Source organism: Bacteroides sp. Phil13, from assembly GCF_001940965.1.
GTDB lineage: Bacteria > Bacteroidota > Bacteroidia > Bacteroidales > Bacteroidaceae > Bacteroides > Bacteroides intestinalis.
In genome coordinates this window covers 14,113-38,209 of sequence record NZ_MSHA01000016.1, presented here as the reverse complement: position 1 = coordinate 38,209, position 24,097 = coordinate 14,113, and the positions used below count along the sequence as shown (strand labels likewise).

The window sequence follows — 24,097 nt, the reverse complement described above, 5'->3', positions numbered from 1 at the left end:
ATTCTATCACACAGTTACTTGAACATTGGCTGTGCGAACCATCTCTTAAACATCCACGTCACCACCACATACAGACCGAAAGCTGAGATGAACCCTACAATCGAGTCGATGAGATAATGTGCCTGGATATACACCGTGGCACAGCAAAGCAGTATATAGAATGGGAACAAACATGCAAACAGCCAGCGACTGCCACGCCATGCCATAATCATCAGGAGCGTGGAGATACCCACATGTGAACTGGGAAAAGCCGCCGTAGGACGCTCACCAATTTGCTGTGACCCCTCTACCAGGTTGTAGAAGAACCCATGATCGTATCCCGGTCCGGGCAGCAACTCCTGATTATGATTGAAGTAATCTCCGATGGAAGGGAACACCCCTTGCGCCACATTATCATCTCCGATAGCCGGAAAATAGAATTGCGGGCCTGCCACCGGAACAAAGATATAAATCAGATAATAGATAAAGAACGAAGTGACCAGCACGAATGATAACTTTTCAAAATACTGAAAACGGTAGATAAAGTACCAAAGCACCACAATCAGAATCATCGGATAGTAGAAGAAATACCCCATATTAAACGGTTCACTCACCCACATCTGCGGAAAACGAAGACAGAACCATACTGCCGGTTGTCCGTTGAACAGCCACTGTTCAGCCGAAGCAAAAACATGGTCGAGGTTCGGGAATATCCGGTTAAACTCAAATGTATCGGGGTACCAATAAGAGAGCAGGGACATCTGGATGGCAATACGCACAAAAGCAGAGAACTTACAAGGTGCCAGCCGGTAAAGATACATCAACAGGAATGTCATGCCGGCAATCATGGCACGATCAATCAACATCTGTACAGGATGATCCATTTCCTGGAAAAGAAACAAGATCAAAATAGAAGTCAACAGATTATATATAAGTGTTATCTTCTCGACTGCAAACAACCCTTTCCGGGTTTCTACCTTTTTAAATAAATCTAAAGCCATCCCTCGTTCTTATACCAGGCAATGGTTTCCTTTACACCTTGTTCCAGATTATACTGGGGCGCAAATCCCAACTCTTTTACAGCCGGGGTAATGTCACATTGCCAATTGCGTTGTTTCATTATGTTATACTTATCAGAATTGAGCGTACTTGGTATCTTGTTCCACTTTGCCCAGGATTCAGCGAGCAAAGATACAACTTTCAACACAATTAACGGACATATCACCCGAATTACAAACGGATTACCCAATTCTTTCCGGATCAAATCGGAAAAAGCACGACTACGATACACCTGACCGTCTGCCAGGAAATAGGCACGACGACATACCTGCTTTTCGATACCAAGAAACACAGCCTGCACAATATCTTTCACATAAATAAATGTCAGATCCTGACGGCGGAAACCGACCGCAAAATCCGTATGTTGCTTGATAGACTTAGCCATCAGGTAATAATCTTTTTCACGCGGGCCATATACTCCCGTAGGACGATAAATAACATAGGGGAATCCAGGAATACTTTGTAAATAAAGCTCGGCTTTGAGTTTGCTCAATCCGTAAGCGGTGTTGGGCAGGGGCGAATCTTCCTCTGTAATCGGTTGGTAAGTTTTCTCTTGAACAGGACCGAACACGCTCAGCGTACTGATATAAATAAACTGTTTCGGTATCATGTTCAGCTCGCGAAGAGTATCAACGAAATATTTCGTCTGCAAATAATTCACCCGGTCGAATTCCCGTTTATCGGTACACTTGGTTACCCCGGCACAATGGATGATATAATCAAACTTATTATAAGTTCCTTTGTGTCCGGAAAGTTGGGCACGCAGTTCATTGGGATGTGCAAAGTCCAGTTCAAGGATATGTATCTTGCGGTTTCGCAAATACTCCCGGCTACTGCTCGAACGGATACCCGCCCACACGCCGAACTTCCGCTTCAACGCTTCTTCCACGATGAAACTTCCGATAAATCCGCTGGCTCCTGTAATTAATATACTTTCCATTTATTTCTTGGGTTCTACATGAATATTAATCAGCGTTCCTTCGCCAAGCATTTCTTTTAGTTTATTCTCAATAGCCGTAGCCGTAGTATGAGCTTCTTCCAGCGTAATCCCTCCATCCATGCGCACATGCGCTTCAATAGCACAATAACTGCCGATACGCCGCGTGCGGAGATGGTGCGGTTCACTGACTCCAGAAAAAGAGAGCAATGCTTGCTCAATATCTTTCTCCACTTCATCCGGCAAAGACTTTTCAAGCAACTCGTCAATACAAGGAACCAGTAATTGGATGGCTACCTTCATTATAAAAAAACTGACAATGACAGCAGCTATCGGATCGAGTACCCGCCAATGTTCTCCCAGCAAGATTGCACCTCCGATACCCACAGCCGTCCCTATAGACGAAAAAGCGTCGCTTCGATGATGCCAGGCATTGGCTACTACCGCCTGTGAATTCAGGCTTTTCCCTTTAACAACAGTATATTGATATAATATTTCCTTGCACAAAATCGAAACAAGAGCAGCAACCAATGCTATCATTCCGGGCGCTTCCAGCTGTTCTCCTTTGACAAATGCGTAAATAGAAGAGACACCGTTCCACAAAATACCGAAGCCGACAAATAACAGTAGTATTCCGATAATAGCCGTAGCCAACGTTTCATACTTCCCATGTCCATAATCGTGTCCCTTGTCCTGCGGCTTATTGGATATGCGCACAAACATGATGACAATCACATCCGTCACAAAATCAGATAAAGAATGAACTGCATCAGCCAACATAGCAGCACTATACCCCAGGATACCTGCCACAAACTTCAGTACAACTAACACAAAATTAACGATACTACCGACAATCGTCACTTTATATATCCCCTTCTCCCGGGAAGAAGCAGTTCCTGCACTCATTTAATACTTACTTATTAAGAAAAACATGCTGCAAATATACTAAAATAAAAGCTATATTGCATTTCTCAATTATTATTTGTTTATTTGCACATCGATTTATTTACTATTCAATACTTTTACGTGTGAAAGATAAAACCGGCATTGATATTCTTTTCAAAGAATATTATCCTCAACTATATTATTATGCTTATCATTTGATAAACGATATAGAGGCTAGTAAAGACATTGTGAGTGATGCTTTTGAGTTTCTGTGGAATAACTATGACAAAGTGAACAAAGCAACGGTCAAGTCCTATTTATACACATACGTGCGCAACAAAAGTATTGATTATCTCCGACATCAAAATGTGCATCAGCAGTTCGTACAATTATATACTGACCTTACCCAGAACTATGTAGAAACCGATTATCAAGAATGGGACGAGAAAATGTTAGCCATTCAGAAAGCGATGCAAAAACTCACTCCACATACCAAACATATTTTAGAAGAATGCTATGTAGAAAAAAAGAAATATCAGGAAGTGGCCGAAGAATTGAATATCAGTGTAAGTGCAGTCAGGAAGCATATCGTGAAAGCACTGCAAGTAATACGTAAAGAATGTTTAATAAATCATAAAGAGGGTGTCTGATTGTAAAGCAAAAACGATATAAAATAATATACCAAAAACCAATGACACTATGAGTAAAGAAATTGATAACATAAAGTTGGAAGCCTCTATTGAGAAGGCAATTGATGCTATGGAGCCTTCTACAGATATCACAGACGAACAATTACAGGAGATGCTTTTGGACAAGGAAAGCAGACAGGCAGCCCAAGACATTCTAGATACCCAGTTTTTTCTGCATATCGGAAAAAAAGACATGCAACTGAATGTAGAAGCCGAACTTGCCTGCTTCAAAAAAAGACATCAAAAACAAAATATACATACTTTCTGGAAAACAAGTATCAGTATTGCCGCTTCCATTGCTCTTTGCATCGGAATTTATCACTACATCAGTCATCAGCAGGAGACAACAAACACAGCGCCCGTTATTGTATTCACTGCCGACAACTCACCTCAACAAGTGATTTTAGATAAAGGAGACGGAAAAAAAATTGTACTGGCAGAACATCAGGCCAATACTCCTCAAAAAGTACAATCCACCTCTAAAGAACTTAGTTATCCTTCTAAAACGAAGGATGTAATATTGCACACACATACTCTCACAGTGCCCAGAGGAGAAACCTTTAAAATTACTTTATGTGATGGTACCGAAGTCTGGTTAAATGCCAACACTCATTTCGTTTACCCTACCACTTTCGTAGAAAAAGAACGCACAGTAACCTTGAATGGAGAAGCATACTTTAAAGTTGCCAAAGATGCAGAACATCCGTTCATCGTCAAAACACCTCATGTACAAACCCGGGTATTGGGAACAGAGTTCAATATACGAAGTTACTCGCCGGAAGACACCCATATTGTTCTGATTAGCGGAAAGGTAGAAGTCAGCAATACAAAAAATAATGCCTATACACGTCTGATTCCTGGAGAAGATGCCCATCTGCAACCTGACGGAAATTTCATTATGACCGAGGTGGATTTAGACTCATATATCTATTGGAAAGACGGCTTTTTCTATTTCGATGATGTCACTTTGAAAGATATTATGGAAAATATCGGGCGATGGTACAACGTAAACATCGAATTCAGAAATCTGGATGCTATGAAATATAAAATGCATTTCGTTTCTGACCGGACAAAGCAATTGGAGCATACCTTAAAGTTACTTAATCAAATGAAAAAGGTAACAGCTACCATAAGAAACAATACAATAGTTATAGACTGAAATACATATCATAAAAACATCCAATAAGACCATAATCAAACAAAATAATACTTTTTTCTAAGAAAAATCAGCAAAAGGGGTGTCCTTTTTTTATTCTCATACGAACTAATAGTATAACGAAAGAGAATTTGTGTTATAAAATTAGAATATATGAGAAGAAAATGGTATCTATTTATCACTTGTATTGCATGCATTTGCCTCTTGTCACCCCAAGCAAATGCACAAACAACTACAACTAAAACGGAGATTACAATTGAGTTCAATAATGAACGTCTACCTTCTTTATTGAAACGCTTGGAAAAGGTATCGGGATATAAAATCCTGTTCACGTATGACGATGTCAAAAAGTATACTGTGTCCGGTTCTGCCAAGAACAAAGGAATTAAAGAAATACTGGAAATCATCCTGAACGATAAACCTTTGGAGTATCATATAGAAGATCAATTTATCACCATCACTTCCAAGAACTCCAAACAACCTAAAATTTTCGATGTCACAGGAACCGTTATTTCACAAGATGACGGATTGCCATTGATCGGTGCAACCATTCTGATTAAAGGAAGCAAAACAGGAGTTCTAACCGACATTGACGGACGATTCCATATTGAAAAAGTAGCCAGCAATTCGATCCTGCAATTCTCTTATATCGGTATGGTGCCTCAAGAAGTAAAAGCCTCTCCTAAAATGGACATCACACTGGTATCTGACGTACAAACATTATCGGAAGTAGTAGTTACCGGTATGCAAAAGATGGATAAACGGTTATTTACGGGTGCCGCCACAAAACTCTCAGCAGAGAACATCAAGCTGGATGGTATACCCGAAATCAGCCGTGCACTGGAAGGGCGTGCAGCCGGCGTATCCGTCCAGAACGTATCAGGAACTTTCGGTACCGCCCCTAAAATCCGTGTACGCGGAGCAACTTCCATATACGGTAGTTCCAAGCCATTATGGGTAGTAGATGGAGTCATTATGGAAGATGTAACCGAAGTAGATGCAGATAATTTGTCTTCGGGAGATGCCGTCACACTCATCAGCTCTGCCATTGCCGGATTAAATGCAGATGATATTGAGAGCTTCCAAATATTAAAAGACGGTTCTGCCACCTCCATTTATGGAGCCCGGGCTATGGCCGGAGTAATCGTTGTTACTACTAAGAAAGGAAAAGCCGGAAGCAGCAAAATCACCTATACCGGAGAATACACAATGAGATTAAAGCCCAACTACAGGCATTTCAATATCTTGAATTCGCAAGAACAGATGGGCGTTTATAAAGAGCTGGACAATGCGGGATATTTGAATCTTGCCGATATGTACCGGGCCTCAAACAGCGGTATATACGGAAAAATGTATCATCTGATCAACGATTACGATGCAAAGACTGATTCATACGGGTTGATGAATACGGAAGAAGCACGTAACCAGTACCTGCAGGAAGCAGAATTCAGAAATACAAACTGGTTTGACCTGCTGTTTAACAACAGCATCTCACAAAACCATGCCATCAGTTTTTCTACCGGTACTGAAAAAGCATCTTACTACACTTCATTAAGTATCATGAATGATCCGGGATGGACTAAAAAAAGCGAAGTAAAGCGTTATACTGCCAATGTAAACGCACTATACCATATCAGCAAAGCCTTATCACTCAATTTAATCAGCAATGCTTCTTACCGTAAGCAGAAAGCTCCAGGAACATTAAGTTCTTCCGTCGACCCTGTCAGTGGCGAAGTGAAGCGCGACTTTGACATCAACCCATACAGTTACGCCCTGAACACCTCACGTACACTGGACCCTGATGCCTACTATGTACGCAACTATGCGCCTTTCAACATTCTGCATGAACTGGATAACAACTACATCGACTTAAACGTAACCGATCTTAAATTTCAGGGAGAACTGAAATGGAAACCTATTAATAAAATCGAGTTATCCGCTTTGGGAGCCTACAAAACTTCCATGACTACACAGTCACACACCATCAAAGATTATTCAAATCAAGCATGGGCTTTCCGCGCTATGGACGACGCTACGATGCGCCAGGCAAATCCATGGCTTTATACCGATCCGGAAAATGCCAACACACTGCCTGTTTCTGTGCTGCCGGTGGGAGGATTTTACAGAGAGACAAAATATTCAATGGATAGCTATGATTTCCGTGGAACAGCCAGCTACAATGATGTATATAATGAAAACCATATCTTCAATTTCTTCGGAGGTATGGAAATCAATGCTGTAAACCGCCAAAGAACCTGGTTCAACGGAGTCGGTATGCAATATGAAATGGGAATGCTTCCGGCCTACGAATACCAGTACTTCAAACAAGGCAGTGAAGAAAACGCCCAATACTATACCGTAGAAAGAACCCGTCAGCGCGAAGTCTCATTCTTCGGTACAGCAACCTATTCTTACCAAGGCAAATACACCTTGAACGGTACGTTGCGATACGAAGGTTCCAATAAACTGGGTAAAAGCAGATCGGCACGCTGGCTTCCCACCTGGAACTTATCAGCCGCCTGGAATGCCCATGAAGAGAAATTCTGGCAACCTCTGCTCGACTACGTTTCAAATATGACCCTGAAAGCCTCCTACTCTCTGACTGCTGACCGTGGTCCGGCTTCGGCCAGTAACTCCCGGGCTATCATTCAAAGTTATAACGCCTGGCGTCCGTTCACTTCCATCAAAGAGTCCGGTCTGAGAGTTGTAAATATAGAAAACCAGGAGCTTACTTACGAGAAAAAGCATGAGTTGAATATCGGAGCGGAAATAGGCTTTCTGAATAACCGCATTAATCTGGCTGTCGACTGGTACAAACGCGACAATTATGACCTGATAGGTATCATCAATACCAAAGGTACCGGCGGACAACTCACAAAACTGGCCAATGTAGCCAGCATGAAATCACATGGTATTGAGTTCACCTTATCTACACAGAACGTCAGGAAGAAGGATTTCAGCTGGAATACGGATTTTATCTTCTCAAATACCAAGAATGAAGTAACCGATCTCCAATCCAATTCTTCGGTAATCGAGATGATCAGTGGAAGCGGATTTGCATTGGAAGGCTATCCTGTCCGCTCTCTGTTCTCCATGGATTTCCGCGGATTGAATGAAAGTGGCTATCCTACCTTCATTAACGAAGATGGAAACCTGACAGTGAGCAACATTAACTTCCAGGAACGGATTAAGAAGGGCCATCTTATTTACGAAGGCCCAACTGACCCGACTATCACCGGAAGTTTTGGAAACAGTTTCAAATATAAGAACTTCTTGCTGAACCTCTTCATCACATATTCCTTCGGCAATGTAATCAGACTGGATCCTGTATTCCACAACCAGTACAGTGACCTGGATGCTATGCCTAGAGAATTCATAAACCGCTGGACTAAAGGCGGAGATGAGAAGTATACCGATATCCCGGTAATTGCCGATAAACGCGCCAATCAGCAGGATCCCTATCTGAGCTATGCTTACAATGCCTACAACTATTCTACGGCCCGCATAGCCAAAGGAGACTTTATCCGGATGAAAGAAATTTCTCTAACCTATAATTTCCCTAAAAAACTGATAGTTAAAGCAGGAGTCAGTGATTTGTCCTTAAAACTTCAAGCTACGAATGCATTTCTCATCTATTCGGACAAGAAGCTGAACGGGCAAGATCCTGAGTTCTTCAATACCGGTGGTGTGGCATCTCCTGTTCCCCAACAGTTCACTTTGACATTAAGATTAGGTATTTAATTAAAAAACAACTCGATATGAATAATATAAGAACATATATATTACTGGCCGGTTCATTATTTGCATTGGCTTCTTGTAATGACTTTCTGGACACTATACCAGATGACAGAACAGACATAGATTCCGAACAGAAAATCACCAATATACTGGTATCTGCTTATCCGGAAGTATCAACCATTCTCATCTCCGAACTTGCTTCCGACAATGCCAAGGACAACGGGGCACTGTATGACATATACGGACAGATACAACGGGATGCTTATTTATGGAATGACATGACTTCCGAGGATACTGACGCACCCAAATATATATGGGACGCACACTATAATGCCATCTGTTCGGCCAATCAAGCCCTACAGGCCATTGAGCTGATGGGAAACCCGGAAAACCTGAATCCACAGAAAGGTGAAGCGCTACTATGCCGTGCATACGCTCACTTCCAGCTTGCCAACCTATTTTGTATGCCCTATAACCCGCAGACTGCGGATCAGGAACTCGGGATACCTTACACCACAACACCCGAAACAGAAGTGATGCCCGACGGAATAGAACGGGGCACTCTAAGCCAGGTGTACGAAAACATCAACAAAGATATTGAAGAAGGGTTACCTTTGATTAACGATGAAGCATACTCTGTTCCTAAGTATCACTTCAACAAACGCGCTTCCTACGCTTTTGCAGCCCGTTTCAATCTTTATTATCTGAGATTTGACAAAGTAATAGAATATGCCAGCACCGTACTTGGCGACAACCCGGTAAATGATGTCCGTAACTGGAAAAGCTTCAGCGAACTTGCAACGGATTTCGAGCTCAGATGTAACAGCTACATCGCACATACCGAACCATGCAACCTGATGTTGGTCACCGCACAGTCTTCCTGGCCTTATGTACATGGCCCTTATGGGATAGGGCTACGTTATGGCAATGCCTATAACATCCTGCTTAATGAAATCTTACCCGGCCCGTGGGGCGCATACAACCAGCTTTTCATGTCAAATGGTATCTGGGGATTTGAGCAGAAATACTCTTTCCCGAAGGTGAACGGCTACTTTGAATATACCGATAAGACAGCCGGTATCGGCTTTCTCCATCTGGTAAATGTAGCTTTCTCCATTGACGAATTATTATTATGCCGCGCAGAAGCTTATTTATTGAAACAAGCACCGGAAGCTGATAAGGCCGTGGCAGACATTAATATACTGATGAACTCCATGACAGGCAAGACTTTCACAAAAGAACAACTGATTAATTATTACGCAGCAAGAAAGTATATGCCCCTGCACTTGAAGTCGGAAGACGATAGAACTATCAAGAAGAAAATCAACCCACAAGGATTTACAATCGCCGACAGTGATACGGAGAATCTGATTCAGTGCCTTCTTCACATGCGCCGTATCATCACTGTCCACGAAGGCCTTCGCTGGAATGATATAAAACGATACGGAATTGAAATTTCACACAACAGAGATGGACAAGCAGACGACGTATTACTGGTGAACGATCTGCGCCGCGCCATGCAAATCCCCCAAGAGGTTATTGCAGCAGGTCTGGAAGCCAATCCAAGAAACAACTAAAATAAGGAGGAAACATGAAAAAATATATCTATACTTTATTGTTTGCCGCTTCCATTGTTTTGGGAGCATGCAGCGAAGACAAATTAGACAGTCACAGCATTTTCAATACAGAATCTCCCGAACGGGATGCATTCGATACTTGGCTATTGCTCAACTATGTCGTTCCGTACAATATCCAGTTCAACTATAAATATATCGATAAGGAATCAGACAATACGTACAATCTGATTCCCGCCGAATACGACAAATGTGTTGCCATGGCCAAACTGACCAAGTATCTCTGGATAGATTCCTACAACGAATTACTCGGAGAGGCATTCATCAAGACCTATTGTCCGCGAATGATTCAGTTGATCGGTTCAAAAGCGTACAACAGCCAGGGTTCAGTGGTACTGGGAACGGCGGAAGGTGGTTTGAAAATCACTTTGTACAATGTAAACGAACTGAATGCCAATAGTCCGGATATTGATTTTCTGAACACCTGGTTCTTTAAAACCATGCACCATGAGTTTGCACATATCTTACATCAAACAAAGAATTATTCTACAGACTTCAACCTGATTTCAACCGATTACCAGGGACCAAGTTGGTTAAACCTGGAGAGTGACGAGGTTGCCAACACAATGGGATTCATAACCCGTTACGCAAGTTTCTCACCCGATGAAGATTTCGTGGAAATCATTTCCAATTATATAACCCACGATGCCGGTTATTGGGAAAACGTGCTGAATAACGGCGGAGCCCTCGGCAAAATAAAACTGCAGAAAAAGTTTGATATCGTAAGAAAATATCTGAAAGACAGTTGGAGCATTGACATTGACAAGTTGCGCGACATCGTACAACGCCGCTCCGGCTCATTGTCTGAAGTTGATTTAGAAAACCTTTAATAATGAATTAAGTATGAAACTGACACATTATATATTATCAATTCTCGCCGCCGGGTTGTTCTTTTCATGTACGCCCAAGATAGATCCGATTTTTGACGATACTTCCGCCAACCGTATTGAGGAAGAAATAGAAACAGTACAAGAAATTCTGCTCAGTTCACCCAACGGCTGGTTAATGGAGTATTATCCCTCTTCTACGCAAAGTTACGGAGGCTTCAACGTATTGCTTAACTTCCAGCCAGGTTACCGGGTAACTGTAGCCAGTGAAACCGCAGGCGCAGACAAAACAGCAGTCAGCACCTATACCCTGAAACAAAGTGCAGGATGCGTACTTTCCTTTGACACCTATAACGAAATACTCCACTTTTTCTCCGACCCCTCCAACAGCCAAGGGATGGGAGACGGTTACGGATTGGAAGGGGATTTTGAATTCACCATACTGCAAGCCGACGAACAAATCATCCGGCTGAAAGGGAAAAAGAGTGGTTCGTACATGACGATGACCCCCATGTCCGCCGCCTTGAAATGGAGCGACTACCTGAAAGACATCAAACAAAAAGATAAAGAATTCGCCGAATATTACCGGTTACTCTATCAGGATGAAGAACAGTCTATAGAAACGCGCCTGACAGGACATACGCTTTGTATCTACCGGAAGAAAGGGGAAGAAACCATCACCGAGTATCAACCGTTCATCATCACCCTGACAGGATGTAAATTCTACCAACCCGTACAATTGGGCAATAATGTCATCGAAGGCCTGATCTTAAATCCGGACTTAGGAGAAGATGGTACATTCATCCCCTCCAATGATGCTACGGGCATGTTCATCCCCACATATCCTTCTGTCAACGAAATGCTGTTCAGCCGCAACTGGTTCTTTACCTACAGCGGATTTAGTCCTTACGGTCAGGCTTTATGGGATATATCCCGCGAAGCACTCGAAGCCAACAATGATGATATAACTTATTGCTATTTAGGCAGTGAGATTAATATTCTGGGTACTTACTATGCCTTCCAATTCATCTGTGCCCAGGGACATGGTTATCTGGCTTTCGATTACGAACTGATTGGAGAAGACAAGATTTCCCTGAAATTCTCCGAAGAAGGCTCAACCGTCGGAAAGACTTACTATACAGACTTTAAATTCAACGCATTGATCACACCGTTCGGCAATGATATCCAACGCACCTTTACATTGACGTCTGATGACAAAAAATCACCTAACTGGATTAAATTCATCGATGTCGATCATCCGGAAAACTATTTCACAGCATACAGAGCTGTACAATATTACCCAATGGCCAATTAACTACGATACAAATAACTATAGTATTAATCAAAATTTCACAAAGTATGAAAGTTTATCATTTGCTCAACACATGCCTGGCATTGATTGCCGGTTGCATAATGTTCACTTCATGTAGTGATGACGACGATCCGCTAAAAGGCGGCATCGCACTCAGTACCCAAAACATTACTTCCCCCGAAGGGGCGACTGTGACTCAAAATGCACTTACCGTAGATGGCAAGGGAGGTACTTTCTCCATTCCATTAACCTGCGGTCTGGAAGATTACGACCTTGACATTACTTATACAGCTGTAGTTCCTGCCAAAGATGCCACATGGTGTAAAGCTACTATTACCGGCAATAAACTGAACATTGAAGTCAGTGTTTCCAAAGATGCGCAAAGTCGCTCCACCACTGCAACGCTGACAGCAGTAGCTACCGGTGCCGAGATCGCTCCACTGGAACTGACAATCAACCAAGGTGCCAAGATTACTCCAAAAGGAGAAGTGATTTTGAAAACAGATCAGATGACTGCACCTGCCAACGTTAAACTGGAAGGAGGACTACTCGACATTTCTTATGTCGGTGGTGATGTGACAATACCGGTAGGTACTACTTTGGAGGATCAGACCATTGATGTGGAATATGCGCTAACCGTTCCTGAAGATGCCAAATGGCTCACCGCTGACTTAACCGGAGGAACACTGAACATCCGGATATCTCCCACAGCTGCCAAATCAGATAATACTGCAGATATCACCATCGCCGCAGCAGGTAAAACGGAAGAAACAGAAATCTCCTCCCTGCGACTGAGTGTAAAGCAAGCCAAACTGAACAGTAGCATGGACATGGTAGTAGTGGAAGGAGGAACCTTTAAGTTCGGAGAAGGAAAAGACTATACCCAAAGTTACACACACGACGTCACCGTGAGCAGTTTCTATATCGCTACGACTGAAATTACGCAAAAACTGTATAATGAGATTATGGGTGAGAATCCTTCAGATAAGAAATTCAGAGGAGACAATTATCCCGTAAATAAAGTAGACTGGGCCAAAGCCTGCGAATTCTGTAACAAACTGAGTGAAAAAGAAGGGCTGACTCCCGCTTACAAACAAGAAGGTACCATCAGAATAGAAGACATCTGGTTCGGAGGAGTCACAGAAATACCAAACTACATCTATGATCCGGCCACTGTGTCTAACGGTTACAGAATTCCGACTTCAGCCGAATGGGAATTCGCCGCTAAGGGAGGTAATGAAGGTTGCAAGAATCTAACAGTCTTTTCCGGCAGTGATAACTATAGTGAAGTAGGTTGGTGGCAAGATAACTCAGCTGTCGGCGGTAGTGCTTCGCTGCACGAAGTTGGCAAGCTAAAAGCCAATCAATTAGGAATTTATGATATGAGCGGAAATGTCGGTGAGTGGTGCTACGACTATGGCGTGCCTTACGGTTATGAATATCCCCTGGAACCGGAAACGGATCCGATTGGTCCTGTCGAAAACCTCAATGATACAAAAATCTATAGAGGTGGCTATTATTCCACATACGACACTAAAGGAAAAGTATATTACGCTGATAAGATGGATCCTACAGCAACATATGACACCATCGGTTTCCGCGTAGTAAGAACCATTAAATAACAACTAAAATATACATTTTATGAACTTGAACAAATTTTATTACCTTATTGTCGCGCTATTGTGCAGCATTTCATTTACCGCCTGTTCCGATGATGACGACAAACAAGCCGTTCCTCACATTGAGTTAGTAGCTTCGATGTCTTCTTTCAGCGAAGGGATCTTGTCTTTCGATGAAGAAAACGGCATTCTGTCAGTATCTAAAGAAGGTACCCTCACCAGTAGCATCACCCTGAGTGACGCCGCCGGAGCAGATATGGATGGCATCACCCTGAAAGCTACCGTCCCGGCTGCCGACAAAATGTGGTGTTTGGCTAATTGCAGCAAAAACCGCCTCTCTTTATCTGTAGCCAAAAACAATGCAGAAAATGTACGCCAGACCACAGTAGAAATATCCGCCCTTTTCGGCGACCAAGTACTGGACACATATATGCTTATCATCACCCAGAAAGGTGTGGAAAAAGAGGAAGAACCTGCTGCGGCAGACATCACAGCCTTTATCATCCCAGGACAGATATCTTCTAAAATAGATTATCCTGTCATTACAGTTACTATGCCGGCCGGTACGGATGTCACCGCACTGAAACCCGTTGTAGTACCTTCGGAAGGAGCTACCGTAACTCCCGCCAGCGGTACGGTTCAAGACTTCACTGATGCCGTACAGTATACAGTCGTTTCTTCTGACCAGAAAAATGTTAAGACATACATGGCTATTGTTACGCTGCAATCCGGTGGTGTCAATCCGCCCAGTGGAGGAGGCGATGAGGATAATCCCAACTATACCACATTTGAGATGGTAACCGTAGGAGCGGGTTCATTTATCATTGGACGTGACTTAAGCGGTACGTACGCAGATAAAGAAAATGCACATAAAGTAAATATCTCAGCTTTTGAAATAGGACGTTATGAAGTGACACAACGCGAGTTCCAAGATGTCATGGGCTATAACCCGTCAGTCAACAAGAAAAAAGACCTGTTACCCGTACACACCGTGACACTATACGAAGCCATGCTTTACTGCAACAAGCTGAGCGAACGCAAGGGCTACAAACCGGTTTATACATTCAAGAATGAATTATGGGATCCTACCAACACTGAACTATATGAGGCTGACGTAATCCGCGATAAAACAGCCAACGGTTATCGCCTGCCTACCAGCGCCGAATGGGAATACGCAGCCAAAGGTGGTCCCGACAACGAAAACCAACCTTATTATTATGCAGGTAGCAACGACCTCGATGAAGTAGGCTGGTATAGAGAAAACTCTATAGTAGGAGAAGAGCCCGAACTCCATGTGGTAGGATTAAAGAAGCCCAACTCACTGGGAATCTATGATATGGCAGGAAACGTTGAAGAATATACCGGAGAATGGCTCCTTCAGTTAGGCTATATCAGTGACGCTGAGGAAACTGATCCATGGGGTCCTGAGAAACCCAGAGATGAGGAGCGCCTGGTTCTCTCACGCGGAGGTTGTTTCTCAACTTACGATACGAACTGTTCTAACACCAATATGCGACTCTTGGGTGCTCACATCAAAACAGATATGGGCTACCCCGGAGGTGACATATGGTTTGGTCAGATCGGTTTCCGTGTTGTACGTTCTTTAAAATGAAAAGGTTCTTTGCTCAATTATTAACTAAATTCTCTCTTTAACAAACAAAAGAGGATACGTCTTTCATGAAGTGCACTCAAAGCCCGACAAAAGCTTTGAAGTGCACTTTACTTTTAATATCTACGGCAGAACATTCTTAATGAATCCATCAGAATTCGAATGATTTTCAACCAATCTAACCGATTATTTGTTTACTTTGCAAATACATTCATAAAGAAAGAAAACTTATGGCTAAGAATAAAGAAAAGAAAGCCGGCAAGCGCATGAAAAAGAAAGAGCTTGTGAGCGTACTGATGGATTTTTTCCATTCGAAACCCGACGAAGTACTGTCCCTGAAATACATATTCGAACAACTTCATCTCACCACACATCCCCTGAAGATGCTGTGTAGAGACATCCTAAGCGACATGCTACTGGATGATTACATCACCGAAATAGAGAAAAGCAAATATAAGCTGAACAATCATGGTGTGGAAATGATAGGTACCTTCCAGCGCAAAAGCAACGGAAAGAACTCTTTCATTCCTGAAGGTGGCGGCGATCCGATATTCGTTGCCGAACGTAACTCGGCACACGCTATGAACAATGACAAAGTACGCATCTCCTTCTATGCCAAGCGCCGTGGTCGTGAAGCCGAAGGGGAAGTTATCGAAATACTGGAACGTGCCAACGATACCTTTGTCGGTACATTGGAAGTAGGCAGTTCATACGCTTTCCTCGTAACGGAAAACCGTACGCTTGCCAACGATATCTTTATTCCGAAAGAGAAGCTGAAAGGCGGAAAAACAGGTGATAAGGCCATCGTGAAAGTAGTGGAATGGCCCGACAAAGCAAAGAATCCCATCGGACAAGTCATCGATATCTTGGGTAAAGCAGGCGACAATACCACCGAGATGCACGCTATCCTCGCCGAGTTCGGTTTACCTTACGTTTACCCTTCATCCGTAGAAAAAGCTGCGGACAGAATCCCTGCCGAGATTTCCACCGAAGAGATCGCCAAGCGCGAGGACTTCCGAAATGTGACAACCTTTACCATCGACCCGAAAGATGCCAAGGACTTCGACGATGCTCTCTCTATCCGTAAAATAAAGGATGGCTTGTGGGAAGTAGGTGTGCACATTGCTGATGTCACCCACTATGTTACTGAGGGCAGCATCATCGATAAGGAAGCTGAAAAGCGTGCCACATCCGTTTATCTGGTAGACCGTACCATCCCGATGCTTCCCGAACGCCTCTGTAACTTCATCTGTTCCCTGCGTCCCGATGAAGAGAAACTGGCATACTCGGTCATCTTCGAGATCAATGAAAAAGGAGATGTGAAAGATTCACGCGTGGTACATACGGTAATCAAGTCCGACCGCCGCTTCACTTACGAGGAAGCACAACAGGTGATTGAAACTAAAGAAGGTGACTTCAAGGAAGAAATCCTGATGCTGGATACCATCGCCAAGGCATTACGCCAAAAACGTTTCGTATCCGGAGCCATCAACTTCGACCGCTACGAAGTGAAATTCGAGATAGACGCAAAAGGCAAACCCATCAGCGTTTACTTCAAAGTATCCCAGGATGCCAATAAGCTGGTAGAAGAGTTCATGCTGCTTGCCAACCGTACCGTAGCCGAGAAGATCGGTCGCGTACCGAAAAACAAGAAAGCAAAGGTATTCCCTTATCGTATCCACGATCTTCCGGATCCGGAAAAGCTGGATAACCTGGCGCAATTCATTGCCCGATTCGGTTACAAGCTACGTACCAGCGGTACGAAAACGGATGTATCCAAGTCCATCAACCACTTGCTGGATGATATTCAAGGAAAAAAAGAAGAGAACCTTATCGAAACCGTATCCATCCGTGCCATGCAGAAAGCGCGTTATTCCACGCATAACATCGGGCACTACGGATTGGCATTCGATTACTATACGCATTTCACCTCCCCCATCCGCCGGTTCCCGGATATGATGGTACACCGCCTGCTCACCAAATACCTGGCTGGCGGACGCAGTGTTTCCGAAACTAAGTACGAAAATCTTTGCGACCATTCCAGCAACATGGAACAAATAGCCGCCAATGCCGAACGTGCTTCCATCAAATACAAACAGGTAGAGTTTATGACTGAACGCATGGGACAAATATTCGACGGTGTAATCTCCGGTGTAACGGAGTGGGGCTTGTACGTAGAGCTGAACGAAAACAAGTGCGAAGGCATGATACCTATCCGTGACCTCGATGATGATTACTACGAGTTCGACGAGAAGAACTACTGTCTGCGCGGACGCCGCAAGCACCGCACGTATAGTTTGGGTGATGCAATTACGATTAAAGTGGCACGTGCCAACCTGGAAAAGAAACAGTTGGACTTTGCTTTGATAGATTAATGAAATGAGCCCGTTATTGTATCGGGCTCATTCCATTTAAAAAATTCACAATGTTATATTTTCACATTTAACCATTTGGGCACTTCAGGAGATAATACATCCCTTTTTCTCACCAATATCCTAAATGATATTCTAATTTTGCTGACACAGATATATCAAAATACCTCTTCTTTAAGTTGTACACCTGTTTTCCTCTACTTTTGTTTATCTAGAATAGGGCGCAATGTAAAACCATAAGCATTATTAGTACCATAAATAGCACCAATAGGCTTTTGTATAAAAGCAACTCTATAATCAAGAGAGAACAACAGACAACTTGAAGATGCATCACTTTTTTTAAATCCAGAACTTGCAATAAATGTCAACTTAGAATGGGCAGGCCATGTACCATAGCTTACCTCACGATCACTGATACCCATATCTCGCAATCCGGTAGCAGGGAAGAAGAATCTGTGTCCTCCTTTATCCGTTACATACCAGCCTATTGTTATACCTCCTTCACCAGACTTAGGTTCAATTATGTACCCTCCTCCTCCTTCTACTGTTCCTATCGCATCATGATTTCCTAATTTATCAGTGAACTTGGAAAATGCCGCAGGAGGTGGCACCTTATAGCCTGCCGGAGAAGGATCATATATTGTTTTGAAAACATATCTATTATTAGGGTCGTCAGCTTTAGCTTCTATAGCATTCTCATCCAACTGTGAATTCCAGAAATTCATAATGGTTTTCTTTTTATAAGAAGTCACGCGGCCCGGTCTACTTTCACCGTTATGCCAATGACGTCGCAGATAATTATCATCTTCTGCCGTAGCATCTGTTGGTCTTTTATGCATAAAGAAATGATGAGGCGTCCGGATACTTTCACCAATAGACCGACCACTTTCTGATGCAGTAAACCTATATGCCTCAGTAGAATAAAATACTTTATTCTCCATATCTAATTCTTCTTTATACTTATCGACAGAAAGATGATCACTACCTATGGGTGCATTAGCTCGAATAGTCGCATTGTATACCCCTGGCAGCATCGGGTCTTTACGTCCCCACTGATAGTAGGGATTGTCTCCGGCTATGGATTCGATTATTTCCGGCTGAATAAACGTAAAAATGCCCTCCGCATCCGGGGTAGGAGCCCCTTCCAATTTATTGAATTTAGTTACTGTTCGTTTGGTACCATCGGGCATAGTAGCTACAAAGCGTATGTAAGTTTTTCTTTCGCTATTACCTCCGTGCGGATCGCAGTAACCCAGATTGCAAGGTAGAAAATAAAAATGCTTATTATACGCATTTACAGCCTCCGAAATCTGCGATTCCTTAGAATCATAATATGTCGCCCATATATGCCAGCTCCATAAAATCTCTCCCTTATCATTCCGTACAGCAATCACTGCATTACCTTGGTTAAACGCCGCTTCCGGTACACAAAAATAGACCCAACCCTCTTCATTATATTTGATATCAGTCACAAGATCCGGGCTATCTTGCCACACAAGTACCGCATCATGAATATTCGGAATTCCCTGTGGCTGAATCGGATTATCATCATGACCTACAAACTCCATAAGCAGATATTCTTCCATAGACTTATCCGGAACACTTCCCTCATATTTATAAGCCTCAGTTCCTCCATTTGGATAAGTATTACCATAGCAAGCCGGAAATTTATAGTAACCAGGCTTATCCACTATATAACAGTTGGCACTTTCTTGTTCCAGAGGATTATTCGCAACCAAGTCATAATAATCCGTTTTGGAACCATTCGTTTCATTCGTATTGAGCTTTGCCCGCAAATCATCGAAAACTTTTTGCGCCGGTAAACGAATCGCTCCTTTTATAAAACTACCCGGCGAAACAGAAGTTGCTTTTGAAGCATTTTCGGGTATCCAGGAGTCCGCTTTATCCATCCAGCCTCCCCCCTCTATCTTGTATTGGATTTTGTAAGGAAGCTCGAGTGTTTCCGTATCCGCACCCTCTTGCGTCACCTGCATCGAAGCAGCTATCTCCACATCATGCAGATAGCCGCTAACTGGAAGGTATGCGTTTTGTTGTGCAGTTTCCGGCTCTTGTCCATTCACCCAAACTCCATCCCGATTAATTTTTAAATCGACAACTGGTGTCATTACTATTCCTGTAGAAGAAATGGAGTAAATGACTTTCTTTCCCTTTGGCCATGTTTTGCCTCCAAGAGAGGCAGTCAGGGTACGTGATTTCATGGTCAAAGAATCAGTGAAATGAATAATTAGCTTAGCCTCTTTGGGGAGAGTTTGGGGAATCATCATAAAGGTGAGTTCTCCATCCACAACCGAAGTTCCTGACGGGGTATAAATATCATTGCGCTTTTCCTCACCTGGTAATTCTACTTTTTTTGTTATGGAAAAACCAGTTGTTTTTTCATCTTTTACTATAGTCCATACTCCAGTCTCAAAGGAATACCCTCCTTTACCATAAACACCGGAAAGAGATACCTCAGTAATTTCTCCGGCAAGCATATCTTTACCAGTCTTTATGGTAATAGCAGTCAGTGCATGGCTAAATGTAAGTGCTACATCCCCTCCTTGGTTACCTTTACAGTTCGTTGTCGCAGTCATAAGGTCAGGTTGGCGAGTTATATCCTCAGGTACGGTGTAGGTAAGCACAGGAGCTCCTTTTTCAGAAGGTCCTGAATGAATGATACTTCCTTTGAATTCTTCCGTATCAGCATGTGGTGAATAAGCAAAAAACTTAATATTACCCGAACCTGTCCAATCAAGCTTTTTCTCGGATGCCCAATTACCGCCTATATTACTTACTTTCAAGTTATGGGCAAAGTTTGTAGTCCATTGATTTTCTTCGGTCTCCGCAGGCCATTCACCCGTATAGCAAATAGCTGAAAGACCAAAACTTTTATAAAAATCAGAAATAGACTCTACAGGCATGCCACGAGTAACTACATCAGAAACCACTTTATCTACAGCAACTTCCGAGATTTCAGTAACAAGATAAAGTGGTTGCAAACCATCGGATTCTGACAACTTATTAATGCTTATATCTGCCGCCGCACGTACCGAACCATTAGTCCAGTTTTCCGGTACATTTACCGTAAATGATAATAGCTTCCCTTGTTGGTACTTGTCAAAGGTGTCATCAGTACATGATGAAACCACACAAGCCACAACGCAGAATATCAACATACGAGTTGCAATGTCAAATACAAGATGAAACATACAAAAATGTCGCATAACCACGGTTGGTATTTTCTATAACAATTGACTAGTTGGGTTACTTTACTTCTACTTCCTCCTCTTCTAATCCATCATCATGGCCCGAACTCCACGAATCTACATCCACCGTAAAGCGAATCGGATTGTCAAGTACCGGGTCTCCAGGATCCTTATCGCCAGGTTTTTCAATTATGTCATCACCTTCCGGTAATCCCTCCGGTAAGTTCTCAGGAGGATAAACACCTGCACCACTTGTATGACCACAGAAATCAAGATTGTATACATATTTCTTGCCAGACTTCCAATCAAAATCAACTGCTACACAAGTATATCCATAGGCATTTGAATTATACTCCTTTGTAATGGGGAAAAGTTGATGAATATGCTTATTTTTAGGAACATCATTATAAATCGGACCACTTTGACTGCTCCCTCCTTCCGGGTCATTTTCAATTTGCCCATCATGGTGTGTTTCCACACGACAAAGCAATAAGATATATGCACCGGATCCTGCTTCAAAATCATACCCTTTCACCGTTTGTGGCACCAACAGCATATTTGTTTTGCCTGCTAACAAAGGCGTAGCTGACTCTTTTTTACTGCCAAGTTGGGTCGCATCTAGAGAAATACCATACTTCCCAGGCGTACCAGAAGTCCATTCTATGTAATTCATTGCAGCCGCAGCAGTAGAAAATTGTAATTTCCCTATTGTGTTTACATTAACTATCCACGCACCTTTAATATAGACTTGTTTATCTATACTAGGACAGTGGGCTTTTATTTCAACTTGTGACAGAGCATGATGAAATTGTAAAGGGACAGCTTTAGCTGCGTCCTCCATTTTAACAGTGGTATAAGCAACAACAAGATCTTTCTGCGTCTCTATGTTATCACCCGGTATAAAATTATTAAATATTTGAGAACCGGCTGACATACTAACATCGGCTGTAATATCCGTAGGAGCATAAGCCCAATATTTAACTGTCGGCTCTCCTGTAGGCCAAAAAGCACTTTGTTCCAAATTAAAGATGTTATTATCACCTTTCTTTGCCGTTTGTCCGTTTATAAAAAAACTATTACTCCCTTGTCCGAGACCATATACTTTAAACTCTGTTAGGTTCTCTTTTTTCATTTCTACCGCACGTGTGACTCGAGTAGTAAATGAAATTTCTTCTCCTTGATAACATTCTCTCAATTCATCATTTGTACAGGAGGCAAATGTCATAAAGAACATTGCCGCCATCCCTAAAAGCTTTACATCCTTTTTCATAATAGTAACTTGTTATAACTTCTTATTAATTCATTTCAATATCATTATCCTCTACATCGTTCCATCCATCAATTGACGGTGACATTCCCCCTTCAGCAGATGGAAGTTTCAAACCATCAATCACAATGTGAATATGCTTCAATCCTGAAGACTTATCATGTATCTGATTGGTCACATCAAAATCATAGTATGTCTGATTAGATGTGTATATAAAAAATGTGTGTTTATCTTCGCTGTCAGGACAATGCCCAAACGACGCAAACCGAGCGATAAGTTTTTTTTCATCATAACAACGCTGTAGCTCAAACGGCATCGTTACCAACATACCTGATGGCTTATTTGCCTCTATCCGCCAACATTCAGCCATACTGGACAAAGCACCACTGACATCTAATTCGGGACTCATATTTTCCACATTAAGCACCTCTATCGTATACTCCGTGGTTATCTCCCTAGGAACTAATGTTACAGACTGATCATCCTTTCCCTCCTGTATGTCCACATATTCAAGTTTACCTCCCCATACTATCTCTGGAATGTTACGTACCGGCTGGTTTGCCGTCGCTTCGGGAGGTAACGCATTTAATTCGCTCCGTCCCATCGGAGCAAGAATAGATTGCGGTTTTGTCGTGAGTTCGTAAGTAGCGTAAGTATCACCTATCTCACCTACGAATTCCATTTCACCATTATGAAACAATACTTTATATTTGTCTGCTTCAATACGAATTTTTCCACCAGCAGGCGAAGCTAATTCACGTGTAGCATAATAACTTCCATCCATTCGAAAAAATTGTATCACCATCGTTCGAGGTTTAGCGTAAGGAGCCTCTGACCAGTCGAATACAATATCAAGGTCCACCACATGTGCATGATCATAACAAAGTTCCTTATGTTCACATGATTGAACCAACAACGAAAGAAGAAGTACTATCCCCAGTTTTCCCACAACGTGTATCATCTCTCTCCTCCTTTCCTTGTATAGCGCCCCCCCATATACCACACTAAAGATACTTCAGCTTTTGTAGGGCCAAACCATTTCCGGTTATGTGTGGAATCCCACACATAACAACCATCTTTGGGGTGATATTTCATGTAATCTCCTTTCATGTATCCCACACCCAATGTAAAGTCAATGTTGAACTGTGTTCCTATTGGTAAAGAATACCCGTAAGACAGACCAACTGCCCAGCTCCAACGGTCACCTAAATAACCAACTCCCCCCCATTCAATATCATATGTCAGCAATTGCCCATAAATTCCTATGTGATGCCCACACATTAAGGTACGGTTTTTCCGATTTGGTAAAATCCATCTACGTAACTCCACGTCGCCACCATACGTTCTAATGAAACGATGTTTCGTATCGTTGCTCCACCATGCATACACCCAATTAATCCCTAATGACCATATAGCGTTCAGAGATACCTCTAAACCAACATTAGGTACAGCCACAGCATCATAAAGCAGATTGGTTTTCAATAGAATGGCGCGCTCCTTATCTTTCTCTATTTCTTCCTCCACAACAGGAACAACACTATGAGCATCAAAGTGGGTATCAATAGTAGAGAGCCCCTGTTGAAATGTCTGTGTATAAAAAGTGTTGCAATGCACACTCGAATCCTGCGCTGACAAGGTAATTACCCAAAAAAGTATTAAATGATATATGACAATTGCCTTTTTCATAAATACAATATACGAAATATGCTATTTAGTCTTATTTTATATATTTTCGCGCAAAAATATTTAGCCAACATGTTATACACAATATTTTTAACTTAAAATATAACAAATCAATTGAATAATAA

Annotated in this window: 16 protein-coding genes; 9 read left to right on the top strand and 7 right to left on the bottom strand. The window is 42.5% G+C overall.

Going from position 1 to position 24,097, the window contains the following annotated elements:
• Nucleotides 1–14: 14 nt before the first annotated feature.
• From BWI44_RS02860 to BWI44_RS02850, 3 genes are read right to left on the bottom strand one after another with little or no spacing between them, the layout of a single operon-like run.
• Nucleotides 15–980: a phosphatase PAP2 family protein gene (locus tag BWI44_RS02860; RefSeq protein ID WP_044533383.1), complete on the bottom strand. Its 966-nt coding sequence runs from the start codon at nucleotides 978–980 to the stop codon at nucleotides 15–17.
• Nucleotides 971–1,978 carry an NAD-dependent epimerase/dehydratase family protein gene (locus tag BWI44_RS02855; protein ID WP_286811220.1) on the bottom strand — a complete coding sequence of 336 codons (1,008 nt, stop codon included), beginning with the start codon at nucleotides 1,976–1,978 and terminating at the stop codon, nucleotides 971–973. Before BWI44_RS02855 ends, BWI44_RS02860 begins: the two co-directional genes overlap by 10 nt.
• Nucleotides 1,979–2,881: a cation diffusion facilitator family transporter gene (locus tag BWI44_RS02850; protein WP_044533385.1), complete on the bottom strand. Its 903-nt coding sequence runs from the start codon at nucleotides 2,879–2,881 to the stop codon at nucleotides 1,979–1,981.
• A gap of 68 nt (nucleotides 2,882–2,949) precedes the next feature.
• Here BWI44_RS02850 and BWI44_RS02845 point away from each other — a divergent pair, with 68 nt between their 5' ends.
• From BWI44_RS02845 to rnr, 9 genes are all read left to right on the top strand, one after another.
• Complete coding sequence (locus BWI44_RS02845; RefSeq protein ID WP_249929262.1) at nucleotides 2,950–3,510, top strand: RNA polymerase sigma-70 factor; 561 nt, start codon at nucleotides 2,950–2,952, stop codon at nucleotides 3,508–3,510.
• 49 nt (nucleotides 3,511–3,559) lie between these two features.
• Complete coding sequence (locus BWI44_RS02840; protein WP_138291341.1) at nucleotides 3,560–4,708, top strand: FecR family protein; 1,149 nt, start codon at nucleotides 3,560–3,562, stop codon at nucleotides 4,706–4,708.
• A 150-nt stretch (nucleotides 4,709–4,858) separates the two neighbouring features.
• Nucleotides 4,859–8,446: a SusC/RagA family TonB-linked outer membrane protein gene (locus tag BWI44_RS02835; protein WP_286811219.1), complete on the top strand. Its 3,588-nt coding sequence runs from the start codon at nucleotides 4,859–4,861 to the stop codon at nucleotides 8,444–8,446.
• Nucleotides 8,447–8,463: 17 nt separating this feature from the next.
• Nucleotides 8,464–10,020, top strand: a complete 1,557-nt coding sequence (locus BWI44_RS02830; protein ID WP_286811217.1) for a RagB/SusD family nutrient uptake outer membrane protein — start codon at nucleotides 8,464–8,466, stop codon at nucleotides 10,018–10,020.
• A gap of 14 nt (nucleotides 10,021–10,034) precedes the next feature.
• Nucleotides 10,035–10,907, top strand: a complete 873-nt coding sequence (locus BWI44_RS02825; protein WP_286811215.1) for a zinc-binding metallopeptidase — start codon at nucleotides 10,035–10,037, stop codon at nucleotides 10,905–10,907.
• Between the two features lie 13 nt (nucleotides 10,908–10,920).
• Nucleotides 10,921–12,219, top strand: a complete 1,299-nt coding sequence (locus tag BWI44_RS02820; RefSeq protein WP_052574719.1) for a DUF4302 domain-containing protein — start codon at nucleotides 10,921–10,923, stop codon at nucleotides 12,217–12,219.
• 44 nt (nucleotides 12,220–12,263) lie between these two features.
• Nucleotides 12,264–13,838, top strand: coding sequence for a formylglycine-generating enzyme family protein (locus BWI44_RS02815; RefSeq protein ID WP_138291344.1), 1,575 nt, complete (start codon nucleotides 12,264–12,266; stop codon nucleotides 13,836–13,838).
• A gap of 19 nt (nucleotides 13,839–13,857) precedes the next feature.
• Nucleotides 13,858–15,447, top strand: a complete 1,590-nt coding sequence (locus BWI44_RS02810; protein ID WP_138291345.1) for an SUMF1/EgtB/PvdO family nonheme iron enzyme — start codon at nucleotides 13,858–13,860, stop codon at nucleotides 15,445–15,447.
• Between the two features lie 227 nt (nucleotides 15,448–15,674).
• Nucleotides 15,675–17,819 (top strand): ribonuclease R, encoded by a 2,145-nt coding sequence (gene rnr / locus BWI44_RS02805; RefSeq protein ID WP_138291346.1) that lies wholly within the window; start codon nucleotides 15,675–15,677, stop codon nucleotides 17,817–17,819.
• Between the two features lie 194 nt (nucleotides 17,820–18,013).
• On the opposite strand, the gene BWI44_RS02800 is transcribed toward rnr, so the two are convergent.
• Genes BWI44_RS02800 through BWI44_RS02785 form a run of 4 tightly spaced genes read right to left on the bottom strand, consistent with a single transcriptional unit; the run spans nucleotide 18,014 to nucleotide 23,975 of the window.
• Nucleotides 18,014–21,040: a fimbrillin family protein gene (locus BWI44_RS02800; RefSeq protein ID WP_286811210.1), complete on the bottom strand. Its 3,027-nt coding sequence runs from the start codon at nucleotides 21,038–21,040 to the stop codon at nucleotides 18,014–18,016.
• A 40-nt stretch (nucleotides 21,041–21,080) separates the two neighbouring features.
• Nucleotides 21,081–22,292, bottom strand: coding sequence for a fimbrillin family protein (locus BWI44_RS02795; RefSeq protein ID WP_138291348.1), 1,212 nt, complete (start codon nucleotides 22,290–22,292; stop codon nucleotides 21,081–21,083).
• A gap of 25 nt (nucleotides 22,293–22,317) precedes the next feature.
• Entirely contained in the window at nucleotides 22,318–23,250 is a 933-nt protein-coding gene (locus BWI44_RS02790; RefSeq protein WP_195209615.1) for a DUF5119 domain-containing protein, read from the bottom strand.
• Nucleotides 23,247–23,975, bottom strand: a complete 729-nt coding sequence (locus BWI44_RS02785; protein WP_195209616.1) for a DUF3575 domain-containing protein — start codon at nucleotides 23,973–23,975, stop codon at nucleotides 23,247–23,249. The genes BWI44_RS02790 and BWI44_RS02785 overlap by 4 nt, the downstream gene beginning before the upstream one ends.
• Between the last annotated feature and the right edge of the window lie 122 nt (nucleotides 23,976–24,097).